This is a genomic window from Streptomyces iranensis (assembly GCF_017874715.1).
Taxonomy (GTDB): domain Bacteria; phylum Actinomycetota; class Actinomycetes; order Streptomycetales; family Streptomycetaceae; genus Streptomyces; species Streptomyces iranensis.
Map to the genome: position 1 here is coordinate 104,086 of NZ_JAGGLR010000002.1, position 26,089 is coordinate 130,174.

The window sequence follows — 26,089 nt, forward strand, 5'->3', positions numbered from 1 at the left end:
CTCCGCGGCACCCTTAGCTTGTTTGGGGCCAAACAAAATGGAGGACCGGGACATGCCCCAACGGCCGGACACAGCTGTGAGCGAGGCACGGATCGCCGGTGTCGCCGTCGACACCCGGCACTGGATCGGCGGCCGGCGCGTGGCGTCCGCCCACACCTTCCCCGACCTCTCGCCGATCGACGGCAGCATCCTCGCCCGCATCGCCCGCGGTGGCGCCGACGAGGCCGAGGCCGCCGTGGCCGCCGCGAAGGCCGCCTTCCCCGGCTGGGCCGCCACTCCCCCGGCCGAGCGCGCCCGCGTCCTCCACGCCATCGCCGACGGTGTGGAGGAGCGCCTCGAGGAGCTGGCGATCGTCGAGACCACCGACAACGGCGCGCTTCTGCGCTCGCACCGCCGGGGTGTCATACAGCGCGCCGCCCACAACTTCCGCTTCTTCGCGGACTGGCTGCTCACCCTGGGCCACGAGGACTTCACGACGCCCACCGGCGGCCCCGCCGGCCCCGGCCACACCAATCACATCAGCTGGGACCCCGCGGGCCCCTGTGTGCTGATCACGCCGTGGAACGCTCCGCTGATGCTGGCCACCTGGAAGGTCGCCCCGGCCCTGGCCGCCGGGAACTCGGTGGTCCTCAAGCCCGCGGAGTGGTCCCCGCTGACCGCCTCGCTGCTCGCGGACATCGCCGCCGGGGCGGGGCTGCCGCCGGGTGTCCTCAACGTGGTCCAGGGCTACGGCTCCGAGATCGGCGACGACCTCACCTCGCACCCGGACGTCCGCCGGATCAGTTTCACCGGCTCGGTGCCGACCGCCCGGCGCATCGCCGCCTCGGCCGCTCGGAACCTGACCCCGCTCAGTCTCGAACTCGGCGGCAAGTCCCCGCTGTTGGTCTTCGCGGACGCGGATCCGGAGCTGGCCGTCGAGCTGGCCGTGGAGCAGTTCGACAACGCCGGGCAGGTGTGTCTGGCCGCCACCCGCCTCCTCGTCGAGGAGTCCATCGCGGACGAGTTCACCGACCGCTTCACGCGGAAGGCAGCCCGGCTGACGCAGGGCGATCCGCGCGAGGAGGCCACCGACATCGGGCCCACCATCCACCCCCGCCAGATCGAGAGGGTCGACGGTTTCGTACGGCGGGCGATCGCGGCCGGGGCCCGTGTGGTCTTCGGCGGCGGCTCCCACACCCGGCTCGGCGGTCTGTACTACCGGCCCACGCTCCTCACCGACGTCGCCCAGGACTCGGAGATCGTGCAGGAGGAGGTCTTCGGCCCGGTGCTGACGCTGCAGACCTTCGCGGACGAGGCGGAGGCGATCCATCTCGCCAACGACACCCGCTACGGGCTGGCCGCCACCGTGGCCACCGGCGACCACCGGCGTGCCGAACGCGTCACCGCCCGGCTGGTGGCGGGCACGGTCTGGGTCAACTGCTTCTTCGTACGCGATCTGCGGGCGCCCTTCGGCGGCTCCCGGCTCTCCGGCGTCGGCCGCGAGGGCGGCACCTGGAGCTTCGACTTCTACTGCGATCTGAAGAACCGCGTGACCGCCAGAGAGGGATTCAGCGACCATGGGTGAGATCGTCGGGGCGGGTCTGCTCGCCCATGTCCCCACCATCGTGCTCCCCGAGGAAACCCGGCGCGAGCTCAACGAGGGCAAGGAGTCCACCCTGGTCACCGGCCTCCGGCAGCTCCGCGAGGACGTCTTCGGGCACGACGGCTACGACACCGTCGTCGTCCTGGACTCCCACTGGGCCACCACGGTCGAGTTCGTCGTGACGGCCCACTCGCGGCGCGCGGGGCTGTTCACCTCCGACGAGCTGCCACGAGGCATGTGCCGGATGCCGTACGACTTCCCCGGCGACCCCGAACTCGCCCATGCCGTCGGCCAGTTCGCCGAGGCACACGGCACCTTCATCACCCCGATCGACGACCCCTTCCTGCCGATCCACTACGCCACCGTCAACCTCTGGAAGTTCTTGGGCGAGGGGCTGCCCGGCAAGCGGTGGATGACGATCGGGGTCTGCCAGACCGGCGACATGGAGGACCACTTCCGGCTGGGCCGTGCGCTCGCCGACGGCATCGCCACCATCCCCGGCCGCCGTGTGCTCCTGATCGCCTCCGGCGCCCTCTCGCACACCTTCTGGCCGCTGCGCGAGATCCGGGACCACGAGGCCGGCGACCCGCGCCATGTCTTCACCCCGCAGGCGAGGGCGGCCGACGAGGAGCGCATCGCCTGGTTCAAGGAGGGCCACCACGACAAGGTCCTCGACACCATGGACGCGTTCTGGACCCACCAGCCCGAGGCGAGGTTCTTCCACTATCTGATGATGGCCGGTGCCCTCGGAGAGCGGGGGTGCGTGGCCCCGGCCCGCCAGTACGGCGCGTACGAGAACTCCGTCGGCACCGGCCAGGCCCACCTCTGGTTCGACCGCCCGGCCGACGGCTGGACCGGCACCGGCTCGGCCACGCCCGGCACCACCCCGCACCGCCCCGTCTGAGGAGAGCCGACATGCCCGAGTACCGCCGCATCCTCCTCGACGGCGCGGTCGTGGAGACCGTTCGCGAAGGCGACGAACTCGTCACCGGCGACGGCCGCCGCGTCGCGATCCACGAGGCACACCACCTGCCTCCCGTGGCCCCCTCCAAGGTGATCGCCGTCCACCTCAACCACCGCAGCCGCGTCGCCGAGTTCCAGGTCCGGCTCCCGGCCGCCCCCACCTACTTCCACAAGCCGACCTCGGCCCTCAACTCCCACCGGGGCGCCGTCGTCCGCCCCGAGGGCTGCAAGTGGCTCAACTACGAGGGCGAGGTGGCCATCGTCATCGGGAAGACCACGCGGAACATCGCGCCCCACCAGGCGGCGGAGCACATCGCCGGTTACACGATCGCCAACGACTACGGGCTGCATGACTTCCGGGACACCGACGCCGGTTCGATGCTCCGCGTGAAGGGGTCCGACACCCTGTGCCCGCTGGGGCCGGGGCTGGTCACCGACTGGGACTTCCGCGGCAAGTATCTGCGCACCTATGTCAACGGCCGGCCGGCGCAGGACGGGTCCACCGACGAGATGGAGTGGGACATGCACTATCTCGTCGCCGACATCGCCCGCACCATCACCCTCCACCCCGGTGATGTGCTGCTCTCCGGGACGCCCGCCAACTCCCGCCCCGTACAACCCGGCGATGTCGTGGACGTGGAGGTGGAGGGCCTGGGGCGGCTCACCAACCACATCGTCACCGGCCCAACCCCGATCCGCGGCGATGTCGGAGCGCAGCCCACCGAGTCGGAGGAAGTCCTGTCCACCGCCCTGGGCGGAGACTGGGAGTTCCGCGGCGTCCGCCCGCCCAAGCGGCCCTGACCGCCCAAGCGGCCCCGACCACACCAGCGGCCCTGACCACACCAGCAGCCCAGAACAAAACCTCCGGCCCGACCAAGGAGTGGACCACATGGATCTGAATGCCTGGCTCGCCAGGGCCGTGGCGTCGAACGCCGACTGGGTGGAGAGCTTCGGCCCCTACCAGGCCCATCCGACACTGGCGGTCGACGACGCCCGGTTCGCCGCCGCGTTCGAGGTCTTCACCGAGCGGCTCAAGGACAACTACCCCTTCTTCCACCCCCGTTACGCGGGCCAGATGCTCAAGCCACCGCATCCGGCGGCCGTCGTGGGCTACCTCACCGCGATGCTGATCAATCCCAACAACCACGCTCTGGACGGCGGTCCGGCCACCGCCGAGATGGAGCGGGAGGCCGTCCAGCAGCTCGCCACGATGTTCGGCTACGACACCCACCTCGGCCACCTGACCACCAGCGGCACCATCGCCAACCTCGAGGCGCTCTTCGTGGCCCGCGAACTCCACCCCGGCAAGGGCGTCGCCTACAGCACCGAGGCCCACTACACCCACGGCCGGATGTGCGGTGTGCTGGGAGTGGAGGGCCATCCGGTCCCGGTGGACGACCTGGGGCGGATCGATCTCGACGCGCTGGAGCGGGTCCTGCGGACCGGCCGCGTCGGCACCGTGGTGCTCACCGCGGGCACCACCGGGCTCGGAGCCGTCGAACCGGTCCACGAGGCGCTGGCGCTGCGCGAGCGCTACGGCGTGCGCATCCACGTCGACGCCGCCTACGGTGGCTTCTTCACCCTGCTGGCCGGGGCGCCGGGCCCGGAGGGCCTGCCCGAGGAGCCGTGGCGGGCCGTCGCCGAGGCCGATTCCATCGTCGTGGACCCGCACAAGCACGGCCTCCAGCCGTACGGCTGCGGCGCCGTCCTGTTCCGCGATCCCTCGGTGGGCCGGTTCTATCTGCACGACTCGCCGTACACGTACTTCACCTCCGAGGAGCTGCACCTCGGGGAGATCAGTCTGGAGTGTTCCCGCGCGGGTGCGGCGGCCGCCGCGCTGTGGCTCACGTTCCAGCTGGTACCGCCCACGCGGGAGGGGCTGGGGCAGTCGCTCGCGGCGGGCCGGCGGGCGGCGCTGCGCTGGGCCGAACTGATCGAGGGTTCGGAGCACCTGGAGCTGTACCAGGCCCCGGAGCTGGACATCGTCAGCTACTTCCCGGTGACCGAGGCCGCCACGCTGTCGCAGATCGACGCGGCCAGCAACCGCATCCTCCAGGAGGGGATGGCGGACCGCGACCCCGTCTTCGTGAGCACGCTCCGCGTCGGCGCGGATCGCCTGACTGCCCTCCATCCGAAGCTCGTCCGGGACGCCGACGGGGCCCGCGTCCTGCGGAGTGTGCTGATGAAGCCGGAGTCCGAGGGCTATGTCGACCATCTCCATGAGCGTCTGGAGCGGCTCGCGCGTGCGTGACGGCCGCCCGCCCCATGCCCCCCCTTCAGCCCATCCGCGGCCCTCCGCGTCAGGAGCGTGACGGCATGACCAGCGTCCGCGGGTACTTCCCGCCCAAGACCGCCACCGGCGCCGCGTCCCTCATCCCCGCCCCGCCGTGGCACTACTCCGGCGATCTGCTCACCATCGAGTACCGCACCGACCCCGCGCGGGTGCGCGAACTCCTGCCCGAGCCGCTGGAGCCCGCCGAGGAGGACCCGGGGGCGGTCGCGCTGATCTGGGCCGACTGGCAGTCCTGCGCGGCCGGTGGGCGGGAGCTGCTGGATCCGGTGCTCTCCCAGTACAAGGAGACCTTCGCGGTCGTCCGCTGTACGTACCGGGGCCGGACGTACTCTCGCTGTGTCTACATCTGGGTCGACAAGGACTTCGCGATCGCCCGCGGCCTGCAGCAGGGCTATCCGAAGAAGCTCGGCTCCATCCACCAGACCCGCCCCCACCCGTACGGGCCCGCCCCGCGCATCGAGCCCGGTGCCCGGTTCGGCGCGACCCTCGCCGCGGCCGACCGGCGCCTCGCCCAGGCCGTGGTGACCCTGCGCGAGCCCTCCGGGACCGGTGGCTTCGTCAACGGCCACGCGATGGCCCACCACCGCTGGCTGCCGTCGATCGAGAACCGCGAGGGCCTCGCCCTGGACGAGCTGATCGAGTCCGGCGCCGCCTCCTTCGAGGGCGGTCAGCCGTGGGTCGGCGACGCCGAGCTGGAGCTGTTCGACTCCCCCACCGAGGAGCTGGCCCGGCTGGAGGTCCGCGAGCCGATCGCCGCGTACTACCGCCAGGTCGGTGTGGTCTGGGACGGCGGCCGGCTGCTGGAGTCCGGCACCCCGGGGGCGCGGTAGCGGCATGGGCGAAGGCCCGGCGCCCCCGTCCGCTCCGGCATCCCGGAGCACGGCCGGGTGCCCAAGTACTACGCCGTCAAGGCGCGTATCGCCCTGCTCGTCGACGAGTTGGGCGAGGGCGCGCCCATCCCCACCGAGCGCGATCTCTCCGAGCGGTTCGAGGTCGCGCGGGAGACGGTCCGGCAGGCGCTGCGCGAGCTGGTGCTGGAGGGGACGGCGCCAGGGGCGCGCCCCCGGCCGTTCGCTCGTCACTCTGGACCGCTTCCCCTGCCCCGAGGCTCGGATGCCCGATCTGGACACCGCCTTCGATCCGGACTCGTCCTTCTACTGATGGTCATCCGCTTCGGCGCGGTCACCGTGGACTTCGACGGCGACTCGTCAAAACCCTCCCGTCCTGCATCGGCGCCCGGAAGCCGGCCACCGGCAGCTGACCCCACGCTCAAGCGGGACGGACCACATATGTGGCGCCCGCGTTCGCGGTGAAGGCCGTGACCCCCGGCTCCGGCCGGGTGGTGGCGACAGGTGCGTCCCCGGAGGTCACCCGCACGGCATTCGCCGTACGCAGCCGCGTCGGCCCTCCGGCCCGTGCCCTCAGCCGCGCCTCGCTCAGCGCACCGCCCCGCCAGCTGACGTCCACCTCGAAGCCGCCCCGCGCCAGCAGGCCCCGAACGCTGCCGTCCGGCAGGTTCGGCGGGAGGGCGGGCAGCAGGTGCAGTTCGTCGTGCTGGCTCTGCAGCAGCCATTCGGTCACTCCGGCGCAGGCGCCGAAGTTGCCGTCGATCTGGAACGGCGGATGCAGATCGAAGAGGTTGGGGGCGGTGCGCTCGGGCGTGAGCAGATCGGTGAGCAGCTTGTAGGAGCGGTCCCCCTCCTGGAGCCGCGCCCAGAAGTTGATCTTCCAGGCGAGCGACCAGCCGGTCCCCGCGTCGCCCCGCTGTACGAGGGTGGTGCGCGCGGCGGCGAAGAGGTCCGGGGTGCGCGTCCGGCCGATCTGGTTGCTCGGATGCAGCCCGTACAGATGGGAGACATGGCGGTGCTGCTGCTCGGGGGCGCCCGCGTCCCAGTCCTGCTGCCACTCCTGGAGCTGGCCCCGGGCGCCGACCTTCATGGGGGCGAGCCGTCCGCGCGCGGCGAGCGCCTGGTCCCGGAAGGCGGCGTCGACGCCGAGGAGGTCGGCGGCCGAGGCCACCGCGCCGAACAGGTCCCGCAGCAGTTGCATGTCCATCGTCGGCCCGGCGCACAGCGAGCCGCCGCCCCCGCCGTGGTGGGCGTTCTCCGGGGAGACGGAGGGGCAGGTGACCAGCGCGCCCGTGGTCGGGTCGGTGACCAGCGCGTCGAGGAAGAACTGGGCGGCGCCCTTGAGGACGGGGTAGCGCGTCCGCAGTTTCGCCGTGTCGCGGGTGTAGCGGTAGTGCTCCCAGACGGCCATGGACAGCCACGCGCCGCCCATCGGCCACATGCCCCAGAAGGCGCCGTCCACGGGCGCCGTGCCGCGCCAGGCGTCGGTGTTGTGGTGGGTGACCCAGCCGTCCGCGCCGTACTGGGTGCGCGCCGTGGACCGCCCGGCGACGGCCAGCTCGTCGAGCAGCGCGAAGACCGGCTCCCAGCACTCCAGGAGGTTGGCGGGGGCGGCCGGCCAGTAGTTCATCTCCGTATTGATGTTGATGGTGTACTTCGAGCCCCAGGGCGGGCTCGTCAGGTCGTTCCAGATGCCCTGGAGGTTGGCCGGCTGGGTGCCGGGGCGGGAGGCGGCGATGAGCAGATAGCGGCCGTACTGGAAGTGCAGTTCGACCAGTTGCGGATCGCCGCCGGAGGCGAAGCGGGCGACGCGCTCGTCGGTGGGCAGGGCCGCCGCTTCGCTGGTGCCCACGTCCAGTGAGGTACGGCGGAACAGCGCGCGGTGGTCCTCGACATGGCGGCCGCGCAGTTGTCCGTACGGGCGGCTCGCGGCCGGGTTGAGGTCCCCGGCCGCCCGGCCCACCGCGTCGCCATGGGCGTTCTCCCAGTTCACATAGGTGGTGCCGATGGCCACCAGGACGGTGGCCGCGTCGGCGCCCCGGACGGTGACGGTCCCGCCCGCGCTGGTGGTGTTGCCGCCCTCGGCGAGCACCCGCACCAGCGCGCGGAACCCCACGGCGCCGTCCAACCCGCCGGTGGCGTCTCCGGTCCCGTCGAGCGCGGCGGTGAGCGGGTCGGGCGAGGACAGGGAGGTGTGCAGCGGGCTGTCGAACGTGGCGCCGAAGGACAGGGCGCCCTTCCTGGACGCGGACAGCCGGACGACGAGGACGCGGTCGGGAGCGCTGGCGAACGCCTCGCGGGTGTACGTCACACCGTCGCGGGTGTAGGTGGTGGTGGCGACCGCCGAGTCCAGGTCCAGCTCCCGCCGGTAGCCGGACACCGTGCCGCCCGTGGGCAGCTTGAGGAGCAGGTTGCCGACGGTCTGGTATTGGGCCTGGCCACCGGGCACACCGAGGAAATCGGAGTTGATCAGCGTCTCGGCCTCGGGCCACTTGCCGTCGAAGACGAGCTGCCGGATGCGGGACAGGGCGGCAAGACCCTTGTGGTTGTCGTATTCGTGCGGCCCGCCCGCCCAGAGAGTGTCCGCGTTGAGCTGCAGCCGCTCGGTCTCGGTGCCCCCGAACACCATCGCGCCGAGCCGCCCGTTGCCCAGCGGCAGGGCGCCCAGCCAGTCGGCGGCGGGCGCGCGGTACCACAGCGCCAGCGGCCGGTCCGCCGCCTGATGGCCGCCGTGCCGCGCGGCGTGGGCGGACCCGGCGGGCAGGCCGGTGGCCGCGAGGCCCGTGGTGGTCGTGGCGGCGAGGGCCATGAACCGCCGGCGCGGGACGTCAGGGGTCACTTGGCCACGCCCATGGCGTAGGTGATGCCGCCGAGGAGATGCTGCCGGAAGGCGGGCTCGGCGTAGGACTCCTTGGTGTGGCCGAGGCCGGTGTAGAAGGCCCGGCCGCCCTTGTACGCCTGGTACCAGCTGATGGGGTGATCGCCGTTCATGGTGCCGCCGCTGTACGAGGACTCGTCCAGCGAGGCGAGCACGTGCACGGTGGCCGTACCGCGGGGGTTGGTGCGGTAGTTGTACCACTCGTCGGTGCGGACCCAGGTGTCTCCGAGGTGGGCCGTCGCCGGGTGGGCGTGGTCCTCGACCTTCACCGTGGCCTGCTGGATCGCCGGGTGGGACTGGAACCACGCCCCGCACAGGCCACCGTAGAACGGCCAGTCGTACTCGGTGTCGGCGGCGGCGTGCACCCCCGCGTAGCCGCCGCCCGCCGCGATATAGCCCTCGAAGGCCGTCTGTTGGCCCGTGCCGAGGACGTCGCCGGTCGTGGACAGGAAGACCACGGCGGCGTAGCGGGCGAGGTTGCCGGGGGTGAAGGCGGCGGCGTCCTCGGTGGCGTCCACGGCGAACCCGGCCTGGGTGCCCAGTTGCCGGATGGCGGCGATGCCGTCGGGGATGGAGTCATGGCGGAAGCCCGCCGTCTTGGAGAACACCAGCACCCGGCCCGCCTTCGGCCGTCTGCGGACGGTGGCGGCCCACGCGGGCGCGTTCACCGCCGTGATCAGGACGGCGCCGGCCGCGGCTTTCATCACGGAGCGGCGCGGGGCGGGGCCGGGGGTGGGCAGGTCGGGACGTTTCCTGTGCACGGGGAACCTCCGGGGAGAAGTGTGATTCTCAATGGGGGTTGGGCACAGCGCGCGCCGTCGCGCCTGGGGCGCCGCACGGAAGCGAGGCTCTGAGGGGATGGGCCGCGTCCGTTGAGCGTAAGGGGACCGTACCGAGTCGGCCCCACTTTGCAAAGCCCGTTGACAAAATCCTGTGCCCGGTCGTCCGTTCACCGCCTCGTGGGCGCGGGACGGCCCGCCAGCCGCGGGGTGAAGGTGGCGTGGAAGATGGTCGACGCGGCGCCGACGGCGGCGGCCTCGCGGCTGAGCACGGACCGTTCGACATCTACGCGGCGCAGTCGTCTGGCGGTCGGGAAGTCGTTGACGATACGGGAGATCTCGTCCGTGTAGAGGTCGGCGACCCCGTCGGTGAAGAACGGCCCGCCGAGCACGATCAGATCGATGTCCAGCAGGTCCACCAGGGACAGCGCTCCCCTGCCGATGGCCCCGGCGACGTGGCGCACGGCCTTCCCGGCCACCGGGTCACCGGCCCCCGCCGCCGCGCTCACCACCCGGTGGGCCGCGCGCGGATCGTGCGCGGCGCGCGGGCCGAGCGCCATGCCGAGCCGGGCGGCCGTCCCGGGGACGGACACCGGCGGATTGCACTCGGGCAGGATCTCCGGTCTGCCGTCCGCGCCCACCCGTTCCAGGGCGACGGCGCACAGCTGGCCGAACTCCCCCGCGTTGGCACTGACCCCGCGATGGATGTCGCCGTTGAGGAACAGCCCGGCGCCGACCCCCGTACCCAGGTACAGATACACGAAGTCGCGGGCGCGCCGGTTGCGCCCGATCCACCGCTCGCCGACGGCCGCGGCCGAGGAGTCCTTCTCCATGACGATGGGGCAGCGGAAGCGGTCCTTGAGCATGTACAGCAGCGGCACATCCCGCCACACCGACAGCAGCGGCGGGTCGAGGACGGTGCCGGAGGCCACGTCCACGGGGCCGGGGGTGGCCACGCCGATGCCGAGGAACCCGCCGGGCCGCACCGCGCCGCCTGCGGCATCCAGCACTCCGCGCCCCAACCGGGCGACGTGGTCCACGAGTTGGTCCGGGCTCGCGGTCTGTGCGACGGGTTCCGTACGGCTGCGCACGATGGTGCCATCGAGGTCCACCACGACCGCCGTCAGCACCTCGGGGTCGACGTGGATGCCCAGCGCGTGTCCGGCGTCGCCGCGCAGCCGCACCGGTGTGCGCGGCTTGCCGGAGGTGGCCTGCCGCCGGTCGTCCTCCACCAGGATGCCGCGCCGCAGCAGCGAGCGGCAGATCCGGGAGACGGACTGCTGGGTGAGGCCGGTGCGGTGCGAGATCTCGCCGCGGGTGATGGTCCCGGCCAGCCGTACCGCCTCGATGACCACGCACTCGTTGAAGGAGCCGAGGTCGATCTGGTTGGCGCCGCCCCAGGACTCCCGGCGCTGGTCGCCACCGGCCCGGGAGGCGCCGGCGAAATGCGTGGCGATGGGCTCCCGGAGCCAGCGCACGGGCGGCCGCTCGCGGTCGGCGCCGGGCCGGTCCGCGTAAGCCCTGAGGGCGGCGGCCAGGTCGAGGTAGACGCGGTGGGAGGACTCCGGGTGCCGGGTGCAGTCCAGGCCGACCATGGCGCGGAGGAAGGTGCGCCAGGTGGTGCGCGCCGGAAGGGCGTGGTGGACCACCCCGGCGCGCCGCTCGGGCGGTGGCCCGCCCTTCCCGGTGTCCCACAGGGAGATGGCGTGCAGGGAGGCGCCCGGGTGGCGGCGCCGGGCCTCGCCCAGATACCCGGCCAGCATGCCCTGGCCACGCGGGGGATCTGGCGCCGGGGACGGCGGCACCTTCAGCGCGGCCTCCACCGCCGCGTCCACCGCGGCGATCACATCGGCGCCGGGCGAACCGCCGCGGCGCCGCTCGTGGACGGCCGGGCGGGTGCCCACGAGCAGCAATGCGCGGTGGGTGTCCAGGTACAGGCCGAGCACCCACACCTCGGCCTCCGGGAGCGGGGGACGGGTGGGCACCACGGGGACGGTGGCGTTGCCGGGCGTCACCCGCCAGCGCCGGCGGATCGCGGCCACGGCCGTGTGACTGTAGCCGAGTTCGCGGGCGACCGCGCGGGATGCGCCGCCGCCGTCGGGCGCCAGCACCGTACGGGTGATGACCTCGGCCTCGTCGATGATGGCGGGCCGCCCGGGGCGGGGGCGCTCCCGCAGCCCCGCCATGCCGGAGGCGTCGAACCGCTGCCGCCAGTGGCCCACGGTCTGCCGGGAGACATCGAGCCGCCGGGCGATCTCGGCGTTGCGCAGCCCCTGGGCGGCGAGGAGGACGACGGCGGCGCGGATGGCGCGCGGCCCGCCCTCCGCGACCCACCGCTTCAGCAGCCCGCGGTCCTCCTCGGGCAGGCCCGTGGCGTCCGCTTCCTGGTAGGGCGGGGTCACGACGCCCCGCGGGCCAGCCGGAGGGTCAGGATCTGGAACGGGCGCAGCTCGAGGTCCACCACGCCGTCCGGGTGCGCCAGTTCGCCGGTGGGGTTCTCCAGGAGGTCGGTCACCTGGACGCGCTCGACGGCGAACCCGGCGGCGAGGGTGGTGCGCACCCGGCCCCCTCGCGACTCGTAGAGCCGGACCACGACATCGCCGGAGCGGTCGTCGGCGAGCTTGACCGCCTCCACCACGACGCCCGGATCGCCCACCGCGACCAGCGGCGGTCCGGCGAGCCGGGTGGCGGCCGGGCGCAGCGGGAGGCTGAGGGCATACCCTCCGGCCACCGCGTCGCCGATGTCGGCGCCGGGGCACAGCGCGTAGCGGAAGCGGTGCCGGCCCCGGTCGGCGTGCGGGTCGGGGCTGTGGGGGCCGCGCAGCAGGGTGAGCCGGAGGGTCGTGGTGGTTCCGCCGTCCTCGCGGGTGCGGCGGCTGACGTCGTGTCCGTAGGTGGAGTCGGTGAGCAGGGCCGCGCCCCAGCCGTGTTCGCCGACGTGGATCCAGCGGTGTGCCCACGCCTCGAAGCGGGCGGCGTCCCAGCTGGTGTTCTCATGGGTGGGCCGCTCCACGTGGCCGAACTGGATCTCGGAGGCCACGCGTTCGGCGTGGACGTCCAGGGGCCAGGCGGCCTTGAGGACGGTGTCCTCCTCCCGCCAGTCGATGTCCGTGTCGACCTCCAGGATCCGGCTGCCCGCGGCCAGGCCGAGGTGCTGCACGACGACGGACCGGCCGGTGGTGCGCTCCACTCGGACACGGGCCAGCAGCGGGCCCTCGTCGTCGAGGTGGACGGCGGTGGCGGTGTCCAGGTCGCGGTGGACGTTTCGGTACTGGGCATCCAGGTTCCAGGCGCTCCAGCGCACCGGATCGTCCGGGTGGAGTTGCAGCAGGTTCCCGGCGCCACCGGGCGCGATGGCCTCCCTGCGGGAGGCGTGGTCGTACGCGGAGCGGACCAGCCCGTCGGCGTCGATACGGACCGTCAGCGCGCCGTTGTCCAGGACGTATCCGCCTCCCTCGGCGGGCCGTGCGCTGACCCGTGGCTCATCGGCGGTGTCGGTGCCGAGGACGGCGGCGCCGAGCGCGGGGGCCTGGGCGAGCAGCGCGTACCGGCCGTCGGACAGCTTCTGCGCCCGGCCGCCGGTGGCGGGCGGTGTGCCGAGGAGGACCACCTCGCGCCGCGCGTGCGGGGCGGCGTTGAGGACGGCGAGGGGTTCGGCCGCGTCCGGCGGCCCGGCGGCGCGGGCCACGATGCGCTCCAGGCCTCGGTGGATGGCGCGGTAGGTCTGCTCGGCCTGCTGGTGGACCCAGGAGATGGAGGTGCCGGGGAGGATGTCGTGGAACTGGTGGAGCAGCACCTGCTTCCACAGCGCGTCGAGCGTCTCGTACGGATAGGGCTCGCCGGTGCGGACGGCCGCGGTCGCCGCCCACAGCTCGGCCTCGCGCAACAGCGCCTCGCTACGCCGGTTGCCGCGCTTGGTGCGGGCCTGGCTGGTGTAGGTGCCGCGGTGGGTCTCCAGATACAGCTCGCCGCGCCACACGGGCGCGTCGGGGTACTCCTCGTGCGCCTCGCGGAAGAACTCCGACGGCGTCTGGATCCTGACCCGTGGGGAGCCTTCGAGGTCGGCCAGGCGCCGGGCCTTCTCCAGCATCTCGCGGGTGGGCCCTCCCCCGCCGTCGCCGAAGCCGAAGGGGGCCAGGGAGCGGGTGCCCGCGCCCTTGTCGGCGTAACGGGCCACGGCGTGGGCCAGTTCGGCGCCGGACAGGGTGGCGTTGTAGGTGTCCACGGGCGGGAAGTGGGTGAAGATCCGGGTGCCGTCGATCCCCTCCCACCAGAAGGTGTGGTGGGGCAGCTTGTTGGTCTCGTTCCACGACAGCTTCTGGGTGAGGAACCAGCGGGCGCCCGCGAGCGCGGCCAGCTGCGGATACGCGGCGGTGTAGCCGAAGGAGTCCGGCAGCCAGACGCCGTCGGTCTCCACGCCGAGCTCCTGGGAGAAGAAGCGGCGGCCGTGGACCAGCTGGCGCGCCAGGGCCTCACCGCCGGGCAGATTGCCGTCGGCCTCGACCCACATCCCGCCCACCGGCGCCCAGTTGCCCTCGGCCACGGCCTTCTTGATCCGCTCGAAGACGTACGGCTGGTGGTCGCGCATCCACGCGTATTGCTGCGCGGAGGAGCAGGCGAAGACCAGCTCCGGGTACTCCCCGGCCAGCGAGGCCATTCCGGCGAACGTCCGGGCGCACTTGCGCACGGTCTCGCGCAGCGGCCACAGCCACGCGGAGTCGATATGCGCGTGTCCCACGGCGGCGATGGTGTGCGCGGAGTCGTGGGCGCGCCGGTCCAGGACCGGGCGCAGGATCTCGCGGGCCGCCGCGGCGCCCGCGGCGACACGGCGCGGCGGCACGCTGTCCACGGCCCGCTGGAGGGCGCGCAGGATCTCGTGGCGGCGCGGCAGACCCAGCGGCAGTTCGCGCATCAGCTCGTCCAGCACCTCCATGTCGTGCAGGAGCTGCCAGACGTCCTCCTCACGCACCACGAGATCGGCACGGCGCAGCCGGTACAGGTCGTCCTCGCCCGCGGTGAGCCGGTGGCCGTAGTGGGTGCCGATGCCCGCGCTGCCGACGATGGGCGGATTGGCGGCGGCCTCGACCAGCAGGCACACGCTCTCGCCGCCGACGGCGCGGGTGGTCAGCGGCACCGAGCGGTGGTGGGGGTGCAGGCCCTCCAGCGGGGTGCCGTCGGCGGTGTGGACCAGGCCCTCGGCCTGGCCCCCGGGGCCCCGGGAGAGGTCGAAGCCGAGGTCGAACAGCGCCTCCACGCGGCGGCCCGCCCAGCGCTCGGGGACCGTCGCGGTGGTCCGGAACCAGGTGGTGGACCACGGGCCGCCCCAGCTGCCACCGGTGACGAACGGCCGGTACTCGGCGCGCAGCGCGTCGGCCACCGGCACCGGCTCCCCCGGGATGTGCCAGGCGGCGACCTCCAGCGGGACGCGATCGCTGTAGAGCGCCGGGCGCAGGCGCTCGGCGATGAACTTCGCGATGCGCTCTTCCACGGCGTGGCGGTCGTCGTGCATGTCGGCCCTTCCTCCTGCCCTGCCTGCCTTCCGGGAAAGCGCGTGCGTGCGTTTATGTAAAACCATGTGTGTTATTACGTCAACGCTTCGGCCCGAATACCGGCGCATTGCTTTTAACCGCGCCTCCGGCCTGCTGTTTTACTCGGCAAAAGAACGGGTTCGACGCCTTGTCAGGAGGAAAATAAGCGGCCTTCCATCGACTGTGTCAGATAAGAGAATTGACATCGGGAGCAGAAATGCGGCGGGGAGGAGTCGGCGTTCTCCTCCCCGCCGCGCGGGCCGTCCGGCGGTTCCCCTCGGGACCTACGGCGCGGCCCTGCCCGTCCGGCTCAGCCGGTGGTGAAGGTGAAGTCGTCCAGGTCGAAGAGGTTGCCCTGGCCGGTGACGCCCTTGAAGACGAAGTAGAGCGTGGTCGTCCCCGAGGGGGCGCCGCCGAGGGTGGCGCTCACGTCCTGGAAGTTCTCCCAGCCGCCGGTGCCGGGCACGGTCGCGGTGCCCAGCAGGGTCCCGGTCGGGCTGCCCGCGCGGACCTCGATGGTGCCGCCGGGGCCACCGGAGGAGATGCGGGCGGTGAGTTTGGTGGCGTTGTCGAGGATGTACGGCTTGAAGGAGATCCAGTCGCCGTTGTCGGTGAAGCCGACCGTCTTGCCGCCGTGTGCCGTGGAGTGGCTCGCCTGCTCGATGCCCTGGAACGCGGTGTAGTGCTCGGCCTGACGGTGCCCCGGCTGGGTGACGTTCTGGTCGTGGGTGGTCAGCGGGGGCTGGCCGCCGGCTCCCTTGTCGGTGTACTCGGCGTCGAAGACCCCGAAGATATTGGCGTTCTCGTCGTGTTCGCCGTCCGCCAGCGTCTGCAGGGTGCCCTCACAGCCGGTGGCGGAGGTGATGGGGTGGGCGTGGCTGTCGTGTCCGAGCAGATGGGTGATCTTCACCTTGGAGCAGTCGACGGTGCCGTCCTCCGGGTCGCTGACCTTGATCCGGAAGGGCACCTTGTCGCCGAAGGTGAACAGCCGGCCGTCGCCGGGGAGTTCCAGGGTGACCGTCGGCGCGGTGTTGCCGACGGTGATGTGCACGCTCGCCGTACCGGTCAGACCCCCGGGGTCCCTGGCGGTGAGGGTGGCGGTGTAGGTGCCGTTGGCGGTGTACGTATGCGTCGGGTTGGCCTCGGTGGACTTGGCGCCGTCGCCGAAGTCCCAGCTGTAGCCGATGGCGTCGCCGTCGGGGTCATTTGAGCCCGCCGAGGAGAACTTCACCTGGAGCGGGGCCTTGCCCGAGGTCTTGTCGCTCGATGCCTGGGCGACCGGCGCCCGGCCTCCGACCACGTTCTCGATGCGGTACAGCGCCGAGTTCGCGTCGCCCGCGCCCCATCCGGTGCCGTAGTCCAGGACGTACAGCGCGCCGTCCGGGCCGAAGGCCATGTCCATCACCTGGGTGCCGGTCCAGGGGAAGGCGTTGATGGAGCCGACCGTGCCGTCCGCGCCCTGTTCGATGCGCTTGATCCACTTGCGGCCGAACTCCCCCGCGAAGAAGTCGCCGTCGTACTCCTGCGGGAACTTCACCGGCGAGTTGAGGTTGGCGTCGTAGCGGTAGACCGGTCCGCCCATCGGGGATTCCGAACCGGAGCCGAACTCGGGCACGGATCCGCCGTCGTAGGGGATCCAGGCGGGCTGGGCCGGGGGCAGATCGGTGAGTCCGGTGTTGTTCGGCGAGGTGTTCTTGGGCGCGGCGCAGTTGAAGGCGGAGCCGGAGGCGCCGGTGGCGAAGTCGAAGTCGATGTACGGCTGGTTCTTGCCGACGCAGTAGGGCCAGCCGAAGTTGCCCGCCTTGGTGACCCGGGCGAACTCCACCATGCCCTGCGGACCGCGGGTGGAGTTGGCGTTGCCCGCGTCGGGCCCGTAGTCGCCCACGTACACCACGCCGGTGGCCTTGTCGACGCTCATCCGGAACGGGTTGCGGAAGCCCATCGCGTAGATCTCGGGGCGGGCCTTGGCGGTGCCGGGGGCGAAGAGGTTGCCCGCCGGGATGTCGTACGAACCGTCCGCCCTGACCTTGATGCGCAGGATCTTGCCGCGCAGATCGTTGGTGTTGCCCGCACTGCGCTGGGCGTCGAAGGCCGGATTGCGGCTCGCCCGCTCGTCGATGGGCGTATAGCCGTCGGAGGCGAAGGGGTTGGAGTCGTCGCCGGTCGACAGATACAGATTGCCCTGCGCGTCGAAGTCGATGTCGCCGCCGACGTGGCAGCACATGCCACGGGAGGTCTTGACCTCCAGCACCGTCTTCTCGCTCGCCCGGTCCAGGGTGCCGTCGGTCTTGAGCACGAAGCGCGAGAGCCGGTTGACGCCGTCGAACCTGGCGAAGTCCGCGGCCGTGCCGTTCTCCGGGGCGTCACCGGCCGGGGTGTTCAGCGGCGGCGCGTAGTAGAGGTAGATGAAGCGGTTGGCGCTGAAGCCCGGGTCGACCCCGACGCCCTGCAACCCCTCCTCGTCATGGCTGTACACCGGCAGGGTGCCGGTCACCTTGGTGGTGCCCGCGGCGTCGGTCAGCCGCAGGGTGCCGTCGCGCGAGGTGTGCAGCACCGAGCGGTCGGGCAGCACGGCCAGCGACATCGGCTCACCCGTCTCGGCCACCCCCTTGGCGAGGGTGACCTGCTGGAACACGGGGGCGGCGGCCTTCCGGCCGGGGTCGGGCACCGCGTCCGCCGCCGGTGAGGTGAGCGTCAGGGTGGCTCCGGTGAGCAGTGTTCCGGCGAACAGCGCGAGGGATCTGCGCAGTCTCAGGCGTTTCCTGTGCACGGAAGTCCTCCGTATGCGGTGGGGGATACTCGCGGACGTGCTGAGCACAGGCGCGCGCCGCCGCGCCGCGGTACGGGCCTTCGGCAGGGTGGAGGGGACCCTTGTGCCCGTACTCGACACCGCCCTAGCCGTGGCCCGCCGACGCGGACGGCTCGCCCACGAGGGGCACGGGTTCGGGACGGGAACATGTGGTGCCGACCGGCAGCGAGGTCCGCTCCCGGGCGGCGTCGAGCAGGGTGAGCATGACGTCCAGGACGTGCCGGGCGAGTTCGGCGGAGGCCCGGTGCGGACGGCCCGCGCCGAGTGCCCGCGCCATGTCGGCCAGGCCGTACCCCCGGGCGGAGCCCGCGTATCCGGCCGACGGTGCCAGCGGCTCCCAGGCACCATCGCGCCAGAGCTCCACCGGGCCGTCGAAGGTGTTGGGGTCCGGCACCGACAGCGAGCACTCACTGCCGTGCACTTCGATGCGCGGCAGCCGGGCCGCGTGCACGTCGAAGCTCATCAGCAGCGTGGTGAGCGCGCCGCCTCGATGCTCCAGGACACCCGTGACATGGGTGTCCACCTCGACCGCGAAGCGCTCGCCCGCGCGCGGCCCACTGCCGACGCTCCGCTGGGCGCGCGGCCGGGAGGCCGCTCCGGTGACCCGGACCACCGGGCCCAGCAGGTGCACCGGGGCGGACAGATAGTACGGGCCCATGTCCAGCAGCGGCCCGCCGCCGGGCCGGTAGTAGAACTCCGGGTCGGCGGCCTTGGCGGCGGCCTCGGCGGCGGTCTCGATGGCGGCCTCAGCGGCTTTGGCCGCGGCCTCCGCGCGGGCCCGGTTGAGGTCGGTCACGGCGGTCAGGCGCAGTCCCGGCAGGCGTGGCAGCGTGTCCAGACAGGCCCGGCTGATCTTGCCCGCCCCGACCAGCCCTATCCTCAGCGGCTCGCCCACAGTGGCCCCCTCCCGGTCAGCGCCCGCGCCTGGCGCGCCCATCTGCTCGTCACGTTCGGTGTCACGGCCTCTGCACGCTCCCGTCGGTGGTCCGCAGCAGGGCCCAGCGGTCGTGGGCCAGGGGCTCGGGCGCCGGATACCGGCGCGCGGCGCTCTCGTCGAAGTCGACGCCGAGGCCCGGGGTTTCGCGGGGTTCCATCGCCCCCAGACGCGGCACGATCGTGCCGGGGAAGACCTCCAGCACCGGCTCGCGGAACGTGGCCGCCTCCTGGACGCCGAAGGCGGGGCTGGAGATGTCGAGGGCGATGGTGGCCGCCTGCGCCAGCGGGCTGACATCGCCCGGTCCGTGCGGGGCGAGCCGGACGCCGTGCAACTCGCAGGCGGCGGCGAGCTTACGGGCCGGAGTGAGGCCGCCGAGCGTGGGGACGCGGATCCGGGCGAAGTCGATCACCGGTCCGGCCAGCAGCGGCAGGAACTGGGTGAGATCGCTGAACAGCTCCCCCATCGCGAGCGGGACCGGTGAGGCGGCGCGCAACCGCGCGAAGTGCGCGGTGTCCTCCGGGGCGAGCACGTCCTCCACGAAGTACAGCCCGGCGTCCACCACCCGGCGCAGGAACTCCCCGGCCTGACGCGGATCGAGGCGCTCATGGGCGTCATGCAGCAACTCGACGTCGTCCCCGACCAGTTCGCGGGTGCGGCGCAGCACCGGGGGCACCGCGCGCAGATAGCCGGCGCTGTCCCAGCGGCCGGAGCGGTCGTGGCGGGCCCGCGCCTCCCCGGCGCCGGACGGCGCGGCGCCGTAGGTGTCGGAGCCGGGCACGGCGCACTGAATCCGGACGTGTCCGAAGCCCCGCTCACGCGCGGCCGTCACCTTGTCGGCGAGCTCTTCGGCGTCCTGGCCGTCCACATGGGTGTAGGCGGCGGCGCGGTGCCGGAAGCGGCCGCCGAGGAGTGCGTAGAGCGGGGCGCCGAGCCGCTTGGCCTTCAGGTCCCACAGGGCGACGTCGATGCCGCCGAGGGCGTTGCCGGTGATCGAACCGCCGCGCCAGTAGGCGCGGTTGGTCTCGACCCGCACGATAAGGTACGGGCAGCCCTGAGGTGCCGTCAGGAAGGTGCGTACGGCGGTGATGCGGAGCTTGTCGCCGCGCTCCTCCACCCAGGGGGCCTGGGCCGGCGGGAGGTGCGGCTCGTGGGGTGCGGACATACGCTCCCATTCCCATAGCCGAATGGCGATCGTCCATTCGAACGTAAAGAGGGTTTGGGAGCGGTGTCAATGACCGTACCGGGATATGGCCGGACCCGGACGCCCGGCAGCGCCCGGGGGCTCAGTGCTCCCCGAGGCGCTTCAGCAGGGTGCGCAACGAGTGGGCCGCCTCGGTGACATGGACGGCGATCTCGCTCAGCCGGGCGTCGTCCATGCGGCTGCGCGGCGCCGAGCAGCTGATCGCGTCGCCGCCGCCGTGCCCGGTGCCGAGCGGCACGGCCACACAGCGGATGTCCACCGAACTCTCGCCCTCGTCCGCCGCCCAGCCCCGCTTGCGGGCGTCGGCGAGCTGGGCGAGCAGCTCGTCCGGGTCGGTGACGGTGCTCGGAGTCAGCGCCGGGAGGGGCCAGTCGAGGCGGCGCTGGACCTCCGCCGCGTCGTACTGGGACAGGATCGCCTTGCCCAGCGCGGTGGCGTGCGCGGGCAGCCGGCGGCCGACCGCCGAGTACATCCGCAGGGCGTGCCGGGATTCGCGTTTGGCCAGGTAGACGACGTCCGTGTGGTCCAGCCGACCGAGGTGGACGGCCTCGCCGGTCTCCTCGGCCAGCAGGTCGAGCACGGGCCCCGCGATCCCGGCGAGGTCATCGCTCTCCAGATAGGCGGTGCCGGTCAGCAGCGCCTTGAGGCCGAGGCTGTACAGCGTTCCGGACGGGTCGGTCTCCACCCAGCGGCGGGACTCCATGGTGCGCAGCACCGCGTGCAGGCTGCTCTTGGGCACGGACAGGGTGCTCGCCATGTCGGCGAGCGAGAGCCGGGCACCTTCGGCACCCAGGAGTTCGAGCACTTCCAGGACGCGCGCCGCGGACTTGACGTCCTCGTGACGCCGGACCCGCGCTGCTCCCGACACCGATTCCACGCCAGCCTCCGCTCCCCGGCCCCGGCGCCCCGCCGACCCCGGTCCCCGACAACTTCCGTAGCTCGTCTTGACGCTATATCACGGCAAGCCTATGTTCCGTTACTCCAACGCTATTCGGTGTTCTGAACGCTTCGCATCAGGCGAGGGGAGCGCGCTCTCCGCGCCGAACGTGCCGCACTACAACAACCTGATGGCCGGAGCGCCCACGGAAGGAACGTGAGATGGCACAGAGCCCCGGCACCACACGCCGGACCTTTCTGACCCGCACGGCCGCGGGCGCCCTGGGCGCCGGGGCCCTCGCCGCGGCGGGGGGCCGGGCGGCCGCCGCCGTGCCCGCCCCCTCCGGTTCATCCGCCACCGCCCGGCTCGCTCCCTCGCCGGACGTGCACATCTTCTACTACCCCTGGTACGGCAGCCCCGCGGTCGGCGGCTCCTGGCGCCACTGGCCGCAGGGCGGCCTCACCCCGCCCGACCGGATCGGCTCCGACTTCTATCCGGTGGCCGGTGCGTACGACTCCGGCGACCGCGCCGTGGTCGACCGCCACATGGGGTGGCTGGCCCAGGCCCGTACCGGTGTGCTCGTCACCAGCTGGTGGGGGCGGGGCGGCTACGAGGACCAGCGGGTGCCGCTGCTCCTGGACGCGGCGGCCGCGCGCGGGCTCGAGGTGGCCTGGCACATCGAGCCGTACGCCGGCCGCACCGCGCAGTCGGTGGTGGACGACATCGGCTATCTCATCCAGCGGTACGGCGGCCATCCGGCCTTCCACCGGGACGCGGCACACGGCAACCGCGGCGCGTACTACGTCTTCGAGTCCCTGCGGATCGTCGACTGGACCCCGCTGGACCAGGTGGCCGACCGTGCCATCGTGCTGGCCCAGACCACGGACGTGTCGAAGGTGGCGCACTTCGGCGGCATGTACACCTACGACGCCATCGCCGCGGGCAACAATCCGCAGTGGGGCGGCCCGGCCGCGTACTGCCGTGACCACGGCATGGTCTGGGCGCCGTCCATCGGCCCCGGCTACGTCGACGACCGCGCCGTGCCCGGCAACACCACGCCCACCCTGGAGCGCGCGGACGGCGCCACCTACGACCTGGAGTGGAACAACGCCCTCTCCCCGGCCAACGGGGGCCCGCCCACCTGGGTCTCGATCACCTCGTTCAACGAGTGGCACGAGGGCAGCCAGATCGAGCCCGCCACCGCCACCCCGCCCACCGCGCTGAACTACCGGACCTACAGCGGGGCGTACGGGAGGACGGGCCGCGCGGCCGAGACGGCCTATCTCGACCGCACCGCGTACTGGGTGGGCCGGTTCAAGGCCTAGACCACCGGTTTCGTGGGCCGGTCGGGGGTCAGCGCGATCTGCTTCCTGAGCATCCGGCCGCCGTCCCCGGTGAGCCGGAGGTAGTAGTCCGAGGAGCAGACGGTGCCATCCTCGTCGAGCGCCCAGATCCCCGAACCGGACGGCACCATCGACGCGTTCTCCGCCGTCTTGGCGATCTGATTGCCCTCGTTGTACTCGTCGAACATGGAGATGTAGATGCCCTGTGCGCCCACCCGCACCATGTTGTAGAACTGCCGCCACATGAAGTCGCCGTGGGCGCGCTGCCGCGACTGGGTGTCCCCCGGGAGCACACACGGCTGGTAGTCGATCCCGTTGGCGTCGCAGTCGGCCTGGTCCGGGGTGTTGACGCCGGTGAAGAAGCGGTCGGTGTCGGCGATGTTGCCGATGCGGCCCACCATCCACGGCGAGAGCATGTGAAAGGCGTGGTAGACGCCGATGTAGCCGGGGCGTGAGTCCTCGTTGCCGGACCGCCAGTGGGTGGGGACCCCGCCCATCACATAACAGCCCTGGGATCTGAACCAGTTGACGACGTCCAGGCAGTCCGCCGCCGACCAGGGCTTGTTGGCCTCGTTGAAGCCGAAGCCCCAGATGCCCACCACCGGCTTGCCGTTCTGCCGGGCGTAGGCCGAGGACGCGGTGTGGGCCTTCATCTTGTCGGTCCAGTCCTGCTTCAGCTGACCCTTCATGTCGAGCCAGCCGGTGGCGTCGTACATGATGTAGAACTTCCGGCCGTACCTCTCCGCCGCCGAGCGGACCTTGGTGGCCATGGCGTCGCGGGTCGGCCCCTCGGGGCTGAAGGGGTTGAAGCGCTGGAGCGCGGCGGTGTCGATGCCGTACTGCTGCATCCAGCGGAAGTGGGTGTCCACGGTCTGCTGGTCATAGGACGAGAACAAGGTGGCCGGCTGACCGTTGTTGAGGTTGTTGTAGTCGGTCTTGTAGCCCTTGGCGTAGTCGCGCATATCCGGCCAGCTGTGAATGCCCGTATTGCCCGGCGACGGCGGCCGGGACATATCGGCGGCCCAATGCCACCAGCCGTTGATCGGGGCACCGTCACCCGCGCAGGCGAACCAGCCCTGATAACCGACGGTGATCTTGCCTACGACGTCACCGGGCGGACTGGCCGCGGTGGCGGTGCCCGTCGTCAGCTCGGCCGCGCCCAACGCGCCGAGCGCCGTGACACCGAGCGCGGAACCGAGGAGATGGCGGCGTGAAATACCCATGGGGCCTGCCTTTCCGGCAGTGAGCGGCTTGTGTGGGGTGCTCGCTGCGGCGGAGCGTAATAACGCATTAACGGTTCCGCAATTTAATTGACGATAAGCCGAATTCAGGCCGCTACCGCCATCCTGGCCGCTCGTGCTGTTTCGAGGAACGAGCCCGCCCGCCGACCGAGGCAGGGGGTGGGTGTGCGGCACCCCCGGATCCTCCGCATAGGCTGGGATCCTGTCAGGACAACGGCGGTAACGGGGGACACGATGCGGAAAGAGGCGGTTCGGTACCTTCACTGCCCGTACTGTTCCGGCGCCATGACGATGACCGACGGCGTACTGCGGTGCCTCCAGGGGCACAGCTTCGACGTGGCGAAGCAGGGGTATGTCAACCTGCTGCGCGGCGCCGCCAAGTTCAGCGCGGACACCGCCGCCATGGTGGCGGCCCGCGCGGACTTCCTGGCCGCCGGCCACTACGCACCGATCGCCGGGGCACTGGCCGCGCTGGCGCGCGAGAAGGCACCGGAGGCCACGGGCGGGGACCCCGGCTGTGTCGTGGACATCGGCGGCGGCACGGGCTATCACCTTGCCCGGGTGATGTCGGAGTTCCCGGACTCCGAGGGAATCCTGCTCGACATCTCCAAGTTCGCCGCCCGCCGGGCCGCGCGGGCACATCCCCGGATCAGCGCGGTGGTGGCCGACGCCTGGGACGGGCTGCCGCTCGCCGATGGGGCCGCGTCGGTGGTCCTCAATGTCTTCGCACCGCGCAATCCGGCCGAGCTGCGGCGGATTCTGCGTCCTGAGGGTGTGCTGCTGGTGGTCACACCCCGGCCGGATCATCTACGGGAGCTGGTGGAGGCGCTGGGGCTGCTGCGGGTGGGCGAGCAGAAGGACGAGCGCCTGACGGACCGGCTCTCGGCGCATTTCACCGAGGTGGCCCGGGAGCGGTCGCGGAGCACCATGACACTGGACCACAAGGCCCTGCCGCAGTTGGTGGGGATGGGCCCCAACGCCTGGCATCAGCAGAGCGAGCGGCTCGAGGAGCGCATCGCGCGGCTGCCCGAGCCCTGCGATGTGACGCTGTCCGTCACGCTCACCGCGTACCGCCCGCTGATCTGACACCGGGCCCCGGCCCCCACCGGGCTCCGCCGGGGGTCATCACGTCCAGACGGTGTATCCGCCGTCCACGCGGATCGCCTCGATACCGCTGATGTACCGGGCGCCGCAGCGGTCCTGGGGCAGGACGAGCTGGGGGCCCGCGCGGTCCAGCGGGGTGTCGTCGATGGTGACCGCGAGCAGCACGGGAGCACGGCCGAAGTCCGGGTCGATCTCGGCCCAGGACAGCAGCGCGCGGTGGCCGTCCGCGCCACGTACGGCGATCAGGAAGCGCAGCCGGTCCTTGCGCCGGGCGGGGTCGAAGCCGGGACCGGCGGCGACCAGGACGTCGTGCAGGAACGGCCCGGTGAAGCGGTGGTGCTGAATGCCGCTGGTGGCGCAGTCGAAGCTCACCCGCGCCCGGTGCTGGGGCCAGGTGAGCAGCTCGGACACCGTCAACCGGCCGGGGCGGGTCAGATCGCCGGTGAGAACGACTTCCGCCATCGGACCGGCGGCCGTACCGGCAGCTGCGAGGGAGTCACTCACGGGCTACCACCTCCTGGAGGAGCGTTACCCGAACACCCATCCCAGCCAAACGCACATGCCATGCCGATAGATCAAAGATCGCTCTGATGCGAGGGAGAAGCCTGCGTCTCCCTCGCATTTGCGGCATGGAGACATTCGGCTCACCAGCGGTTCGGGTGGCGACCGGACCGCAGGCGCCAGAGCCGACCGCCGTGGACGAGCGTCGCGGCGCCCAGGAGGAGGAACGCACCGCTCGCCACGGCCAGCAGCGCCCAGGCGACGGCCTCCCGGTCCGGCACGTCCGCCGCGTACGACCAGCGCACCAGGAAGTTCGTGGTGGCCGCCACCGGAAAGATGTAGACCCACAGCCCCGTGTGGAAGGACCGCTCACGGAGGGTCGGAAGCAGAAAGGCGACCAGGGCGAGGGTGAAGAAGAGGATGCCGGAGAACCCGTGACCGACCCCGTCCAGGCGGCCCCCATGGGCGGCGAGCCAGGCGCTGCCGCCCACGGCGGGCGGGATGATCAGGACGGTGAGGGTGGGCCGGGCCGGTGGCGGAAGCGGACTGCTGGTGACCAGACTGCCGAGGATGACCGTGCCGAAGGCCAGCCAGTACAGAACCCCCACGGCGAAGGCCGCCGCCGCCACCTCGGGGAGGCGCAACGTCGACGCGGTGATGCTCGCGATGAACGGCCCGGAGGAGACCGGCAGCAGATAGCCGGGGTGCAGGGCGGTCTCGCTGAGGGTGCCCGTGAGCCAGTGGGCGAGCAGACGGGCGGCCACCAGCGCGGCCGCCACGAGGAAGACCGCGTAGGCCCAGCGGGCCCCTTCCTGGCCGAAGCGCGAGAAGTGGCCGGTGATCAGCATGCCGATGATGGGAACGTACGCGAGGGCGAACCCCTGGCCCGGGTGGCGCAGATCCGCGCGCAGATTGCGCCACCGGGCCCCGCCGTGGCGTACGTACGCGGCCAGCAGTACGACCCAGATCAGCCCGCTGACCGCGTACAGCACATCGCTGACCTGGATCCACGCCGACACGGCGGAGGCCGCCGCCTGCCAGGCCCCACCGAGGCCCGCCGAGCCCAGCGAGATCGCCAGCAGACTGATGCTCGCGCTCCGCGGGCCACGGGAGGCGGGGGCCGTGTACGGCGGGGATTCGACCGAAGTGGCGGAGGCCATGAGCTGTGTCCTAGGAGATTGGTGGAGCCACGGAGTTGATGGAGC

16 protein-coding genes and 3 pseudogenes are annotated in these 26,089 nt (G+C 72.1%); 8 read left to right on the forward strand and 11 right to left on the reverse strand.

Annotated elements, in window-relative coordinates; translation table 11 throughout:
• Positions 1–52: 52 nt before the first annotated feature.
• The 6 genes and pseudogenes from J2Z30_RS04080 to J2Z30_RS04105 all read left to right on the forward strand — a co-directional run.
• On the forward strand, positions 53–1,564 hold the full coding sequence (locus J2Z30_RS04080; RefSeq protein WP_044578980.1) for an aldehyde dehydrogenase: 1,512 nt from the start codon (positions 53–55) through the stop codon (positions 1,562–1,564).
• A complete protein-coding gene (locus J2Z30_RS04085; RefSeq protein WP_044578977.1) occupies positions 1,557–2,486 on the forward strand; it encodes a DODA-type extradiol aromatic ring-opening family dioxygenase in 930 nt (309 codons plus the stop codon). Before J2Z30_RS04080 ends, J2Z30_RS04085 begins: the two co-directional genes overlap by 8 nt.
• A gap of 11 nt (positions 2,487–2,497) precedes the next feature.
• Positions 2,498–3,346 carry a fumarylacetoacetate hydrolase family protein gene (locus J2Z30_RS04090; RefSeq protein WP_044578975.1) on the forward strand — a complete coding sequence of 283 codons (849 nt, stop codon included), beginning with the start codon at positions 2,498–2,500 and terminating at the stop codon, positions 3,344–3,346.
• 88 nt (positions 3,347–3,434) lie between these two features.
• The gene (locus tag J2Z30_RS04095; protein WP_044578974.1) at positions 3,435–4,796 is read left to right on the forward strand and encodes a pyridoxal phosphate-dependent decarboxylase family protein; all 1,362 of its coding nucleotides are present in this window, start codon (positions 3,435–3,437) and stop codon (positions 4,794–4,796) included.
• Positions 4,797–4,861: 65 nt separating this feature from the next.
• On the forward strand, positions 4,862–5,668 hold the full coding sequence (locus J2Z30_RS04100) for an acetoacetate decarboxylase family protein (protein ID WP_044578972.1): 807 nt from the start codon (positions 4,862–4,864) through the stop codon (positions 5,666–5,668).
• Positions 5,669–5,707: 39 nt separating this feature from the next.
• A pseudogene (locus J2Z30_RS04105) lies at positions 5,708–5,996 on the forward strand (GntR family transcriptional regulator); the annotation flags it as partial.
• 111 nt (positions 5,997–6,107) lie between these two features.
• Here the strand turns inward: J2Z30_RS04105 and J2Z30_RS04110 are convergent.
• From J2Z30_RS04110 to J2Z30_RS51280, 8 genes and pseudogenes are all read right to left on the reverse strand, one after another.
• Positions 6,108–8,495: a glycoside hydrolase family 95 protein gene (locus tag J2Z30_RS04110; RefSeq protein WP_044578970.1), complete on the reverse strand. Its 2,388-nt coding sequence runs from the start codon at positions 8,493–8,495 to the stop codon at positions 6,108–6,110.
• A gap of 29 nt (positions 8,496–8,524) precedes the next feature.
• Positions 8,525–9,268 (reverse strand): annotated as a pseudogene (locus tag J2Z30_RS04115) (ThuA domain-containing protein); the annotation flags it as partial.
• Positions 9,269–9,513: 245 nt separating this feature from the next.
• Complete coding sequence (locus J2Z30_RS04120) at positions 9,514–11,745, reverse strand: ROK family protein (protein ID WP_044578968.1); 2,232 nt, start codon at positions 11,743–11,745, stop codon at positions 9,514–9,516.
• Entirely contained in the window at positions 11,742–14,852 is a 3,111-nt protein-coding gene (locus tag J2Z30_RS04125; protein ID WP_044578966.1) for an alpha-mannosidase, read from the reverse strand. Before J2Z30_RS04125 ends, J2Z30_RS04120 begins: the two co-directional genes overlap by 4 nt.
• A 329-nt stretch (positions 14,853–15,181) precedes the next feature.
• Entirely contained in the window at positions 15,182–17,641 is a 2,460-nt protein-coding gene (locus tag J2Z30_RS04130) for a PQQ-dependent sugar dehydrogenase (RefSeq protein ID WP_044578963.1), read from the reverse strand.
• Between the two features lie 124 nt (positions 17,642–17,765).
• Positions 17,766–18,575, reverse strand: a complete 810-nt coding sequence (locus J2Z30_RS04135; protein WP_044578961.1) for a Gfo/Idh/MocA family protein — start codon at positions 18,573–18,575, stop codon at positions 17,766–17,768.
• A gap of 61 nt (positions 18,576–18,636) precedes the next feature.
• Positions 18,637–19,779: an enolase C-terminal domain-like protein gene (locus J2Z30_RS04140; RefSeq protein ID WP_044578960.1), complete on the reverse strand. Its 1,143-nt coding sequence runs from the start codon at positions 19,777–19,779 to the stop codon at positions 18,637–18,639.
• Positions 19,780–19,900: 121 nt separating this feature from the next.
• A complete protein-coding gene (locus J2Z30_RS51280; protein ID WP_044578958.1) occupies positions 19,901–20,695 on the reverse strand; it encodes an IclR family transcriptional regulator in 795 nt (264 codons plus the stop codon).
• A 221-nt stretch (positions 20,696–20,916) separates the two neighbouring features.
• Here J2Z30_RS51280 and J2Z30_RS04150 point away from each other — a divergent pair, with 221 nt between their 5' ends.
• Complete coding sequence (locus J2Z30_RS04150) at positions 20,917–22,020, forward strand: glycoside hydrolase family 99 protein (protein ID WP_044578956.1); 1,104 nt, start codon at positions 20,917–20,919, stop codon at positions 22,018–22,020.
• Here the strand turns inward: J2Z30_RS04150 and J2Z30_RS04155 are convergent.
• A pseudogene (locus J2Z30_RS04155) lies at positions 22,020–23,261 on the reverse strand (glycoside hydrolase family 99 protein); the annotation flags it as partial. The gene J2Z30_RS04150 and the pseudogene J2Z30_RS04155 overlap by 1 nt on opposite strands.
• Before the next feature lie 252 nt (positions 23,262–23,513).
• Here J2Z30_RS04155 and J2Z30_RS04160 point away from each other — a divergent pair.
• On the forward strand, positions 23,514–24,365 hold the full coding sequence (locus J2Z30_RS04160) for a putative RNA methyltransferase (protein ID WP_044578953.1): 852 nt from the start codon (positions 23,514–23,516) through the stop codon (positions 24,363–24,365).
• A gap of 39 nt (positions 24,366–24,404) precedes the next feature.
• On the opposite strand, the gene J2Z30_RS04165 is transcribed toward J2Z30_RS04160, so the two are convergent.
• Entirely contained in the window at positions 24,405–24,887 is a 483-nt protein-coding gene (locus J2Z30_RS04165) for a molybdopterin-dependent oxidoreductase (protein ID WP_044578952.1), read from the reverse strand.
• Positions 24,888–25,027: 140 nt separating this feature from the next.
• Complete coding sequence (locus J2Z30_RS04170) at positions 25,028–26,044, reverse strand: SLAC1 family transporter (protein ID WP_052701739.1); 1,017 nt, start codon at positions 26,042–26,044, stop codon at positions 25,028–25,030.
• Positions 26,045–26,089: the final 45 nt, after the last annotated feature.

What these genes read in the sequence shown, in the direction of transcription:
- J2Z30_RS04080 (WP_044578980.1), top strand. Translation starts at nt 53, where the DNA reads ATGCCCCAACGGCCGGACACAGCTGTGAGCGAGGCACGGATCGCCGGT.
- J2Z30_RS04085 (WP_044578977.1), top strand. Translation starts at nt 1,557, where the DNA reads ATGGGTGAGATCGTCGGGGCGGGTCTGCTCGCCCATGTCCCCACCATC.
- J2Z30_RS04090 (WP_044578975.1), top strand. Translation starts at nt 2,498, where the DNA reads ATGCCCGAGTACCGCCGCATCCTCCTCGACGGCGCGGTCGTGGAGACC.
- J2Z30_RS04095 (WP_044578974.1), top strand. Translation starts at nt 3,435, where the DNA reads ATGGATCTGAATGCCTGGCTCGCCAGGGCCGTGGCGTCGAACGCCGAC.
- J2Z30_RS04100 (WP_044578972.1), top strand. Translation starts at nt 4,862, where the DNA reads ATGACCAGCGTCCGCGGGTACTTCCCGCCCAAGACCGCCACCGGCGCC.
- J2Z30_RS04110 (WP_044578970.1), bottom strand. Translation starts at nt 8,495, where the DNA reads ATGGCCCTCGCCGCCACGACCACCACGGGCCTCGCGGCCACCGGCCTG.
- J2Z30_RS04125 (WP_044578966.1), bottom strand. Translation starts at nt 14,852, where the DNA reads ATGCACGACGACCGCCACGCCGTGGAAGAGCGCATCGCGAAGTTCATC.
- J2Z30_RS04140 (WP_044578960.1), bottom strand. Translation starts at nt 19,779, where the DNA reads ATGTCCGCACCCCACGAGCCGCACCTCCCGCCGGCCCAGGCCCCCTGG.
- J2Z30_RS04150 (WP_044578956.1), top strand. Translation starts at nt 20,917, where the DNA reads ATGGCACAGAGCCCCGGCACCACACGCCGGACCTTTCTGACCCGCACG.
- J2Z30_RS04160 (WP_044578953.1), top strand. Translation starts at nt 23,514, where the DNA reads ATGCGGAAAGAGGCGGTTCGGTACCTTCACTGCCCGTACTGTTCCGGC.
- J2Z30_RS04170 (WP_052701739.1), bottom strand. Translation starts at nt 26,044, where the DNA reads ATGGCCTCCGCCACTTCGGTCGAATCCCCGCCGTACACGGCCCCCGCC.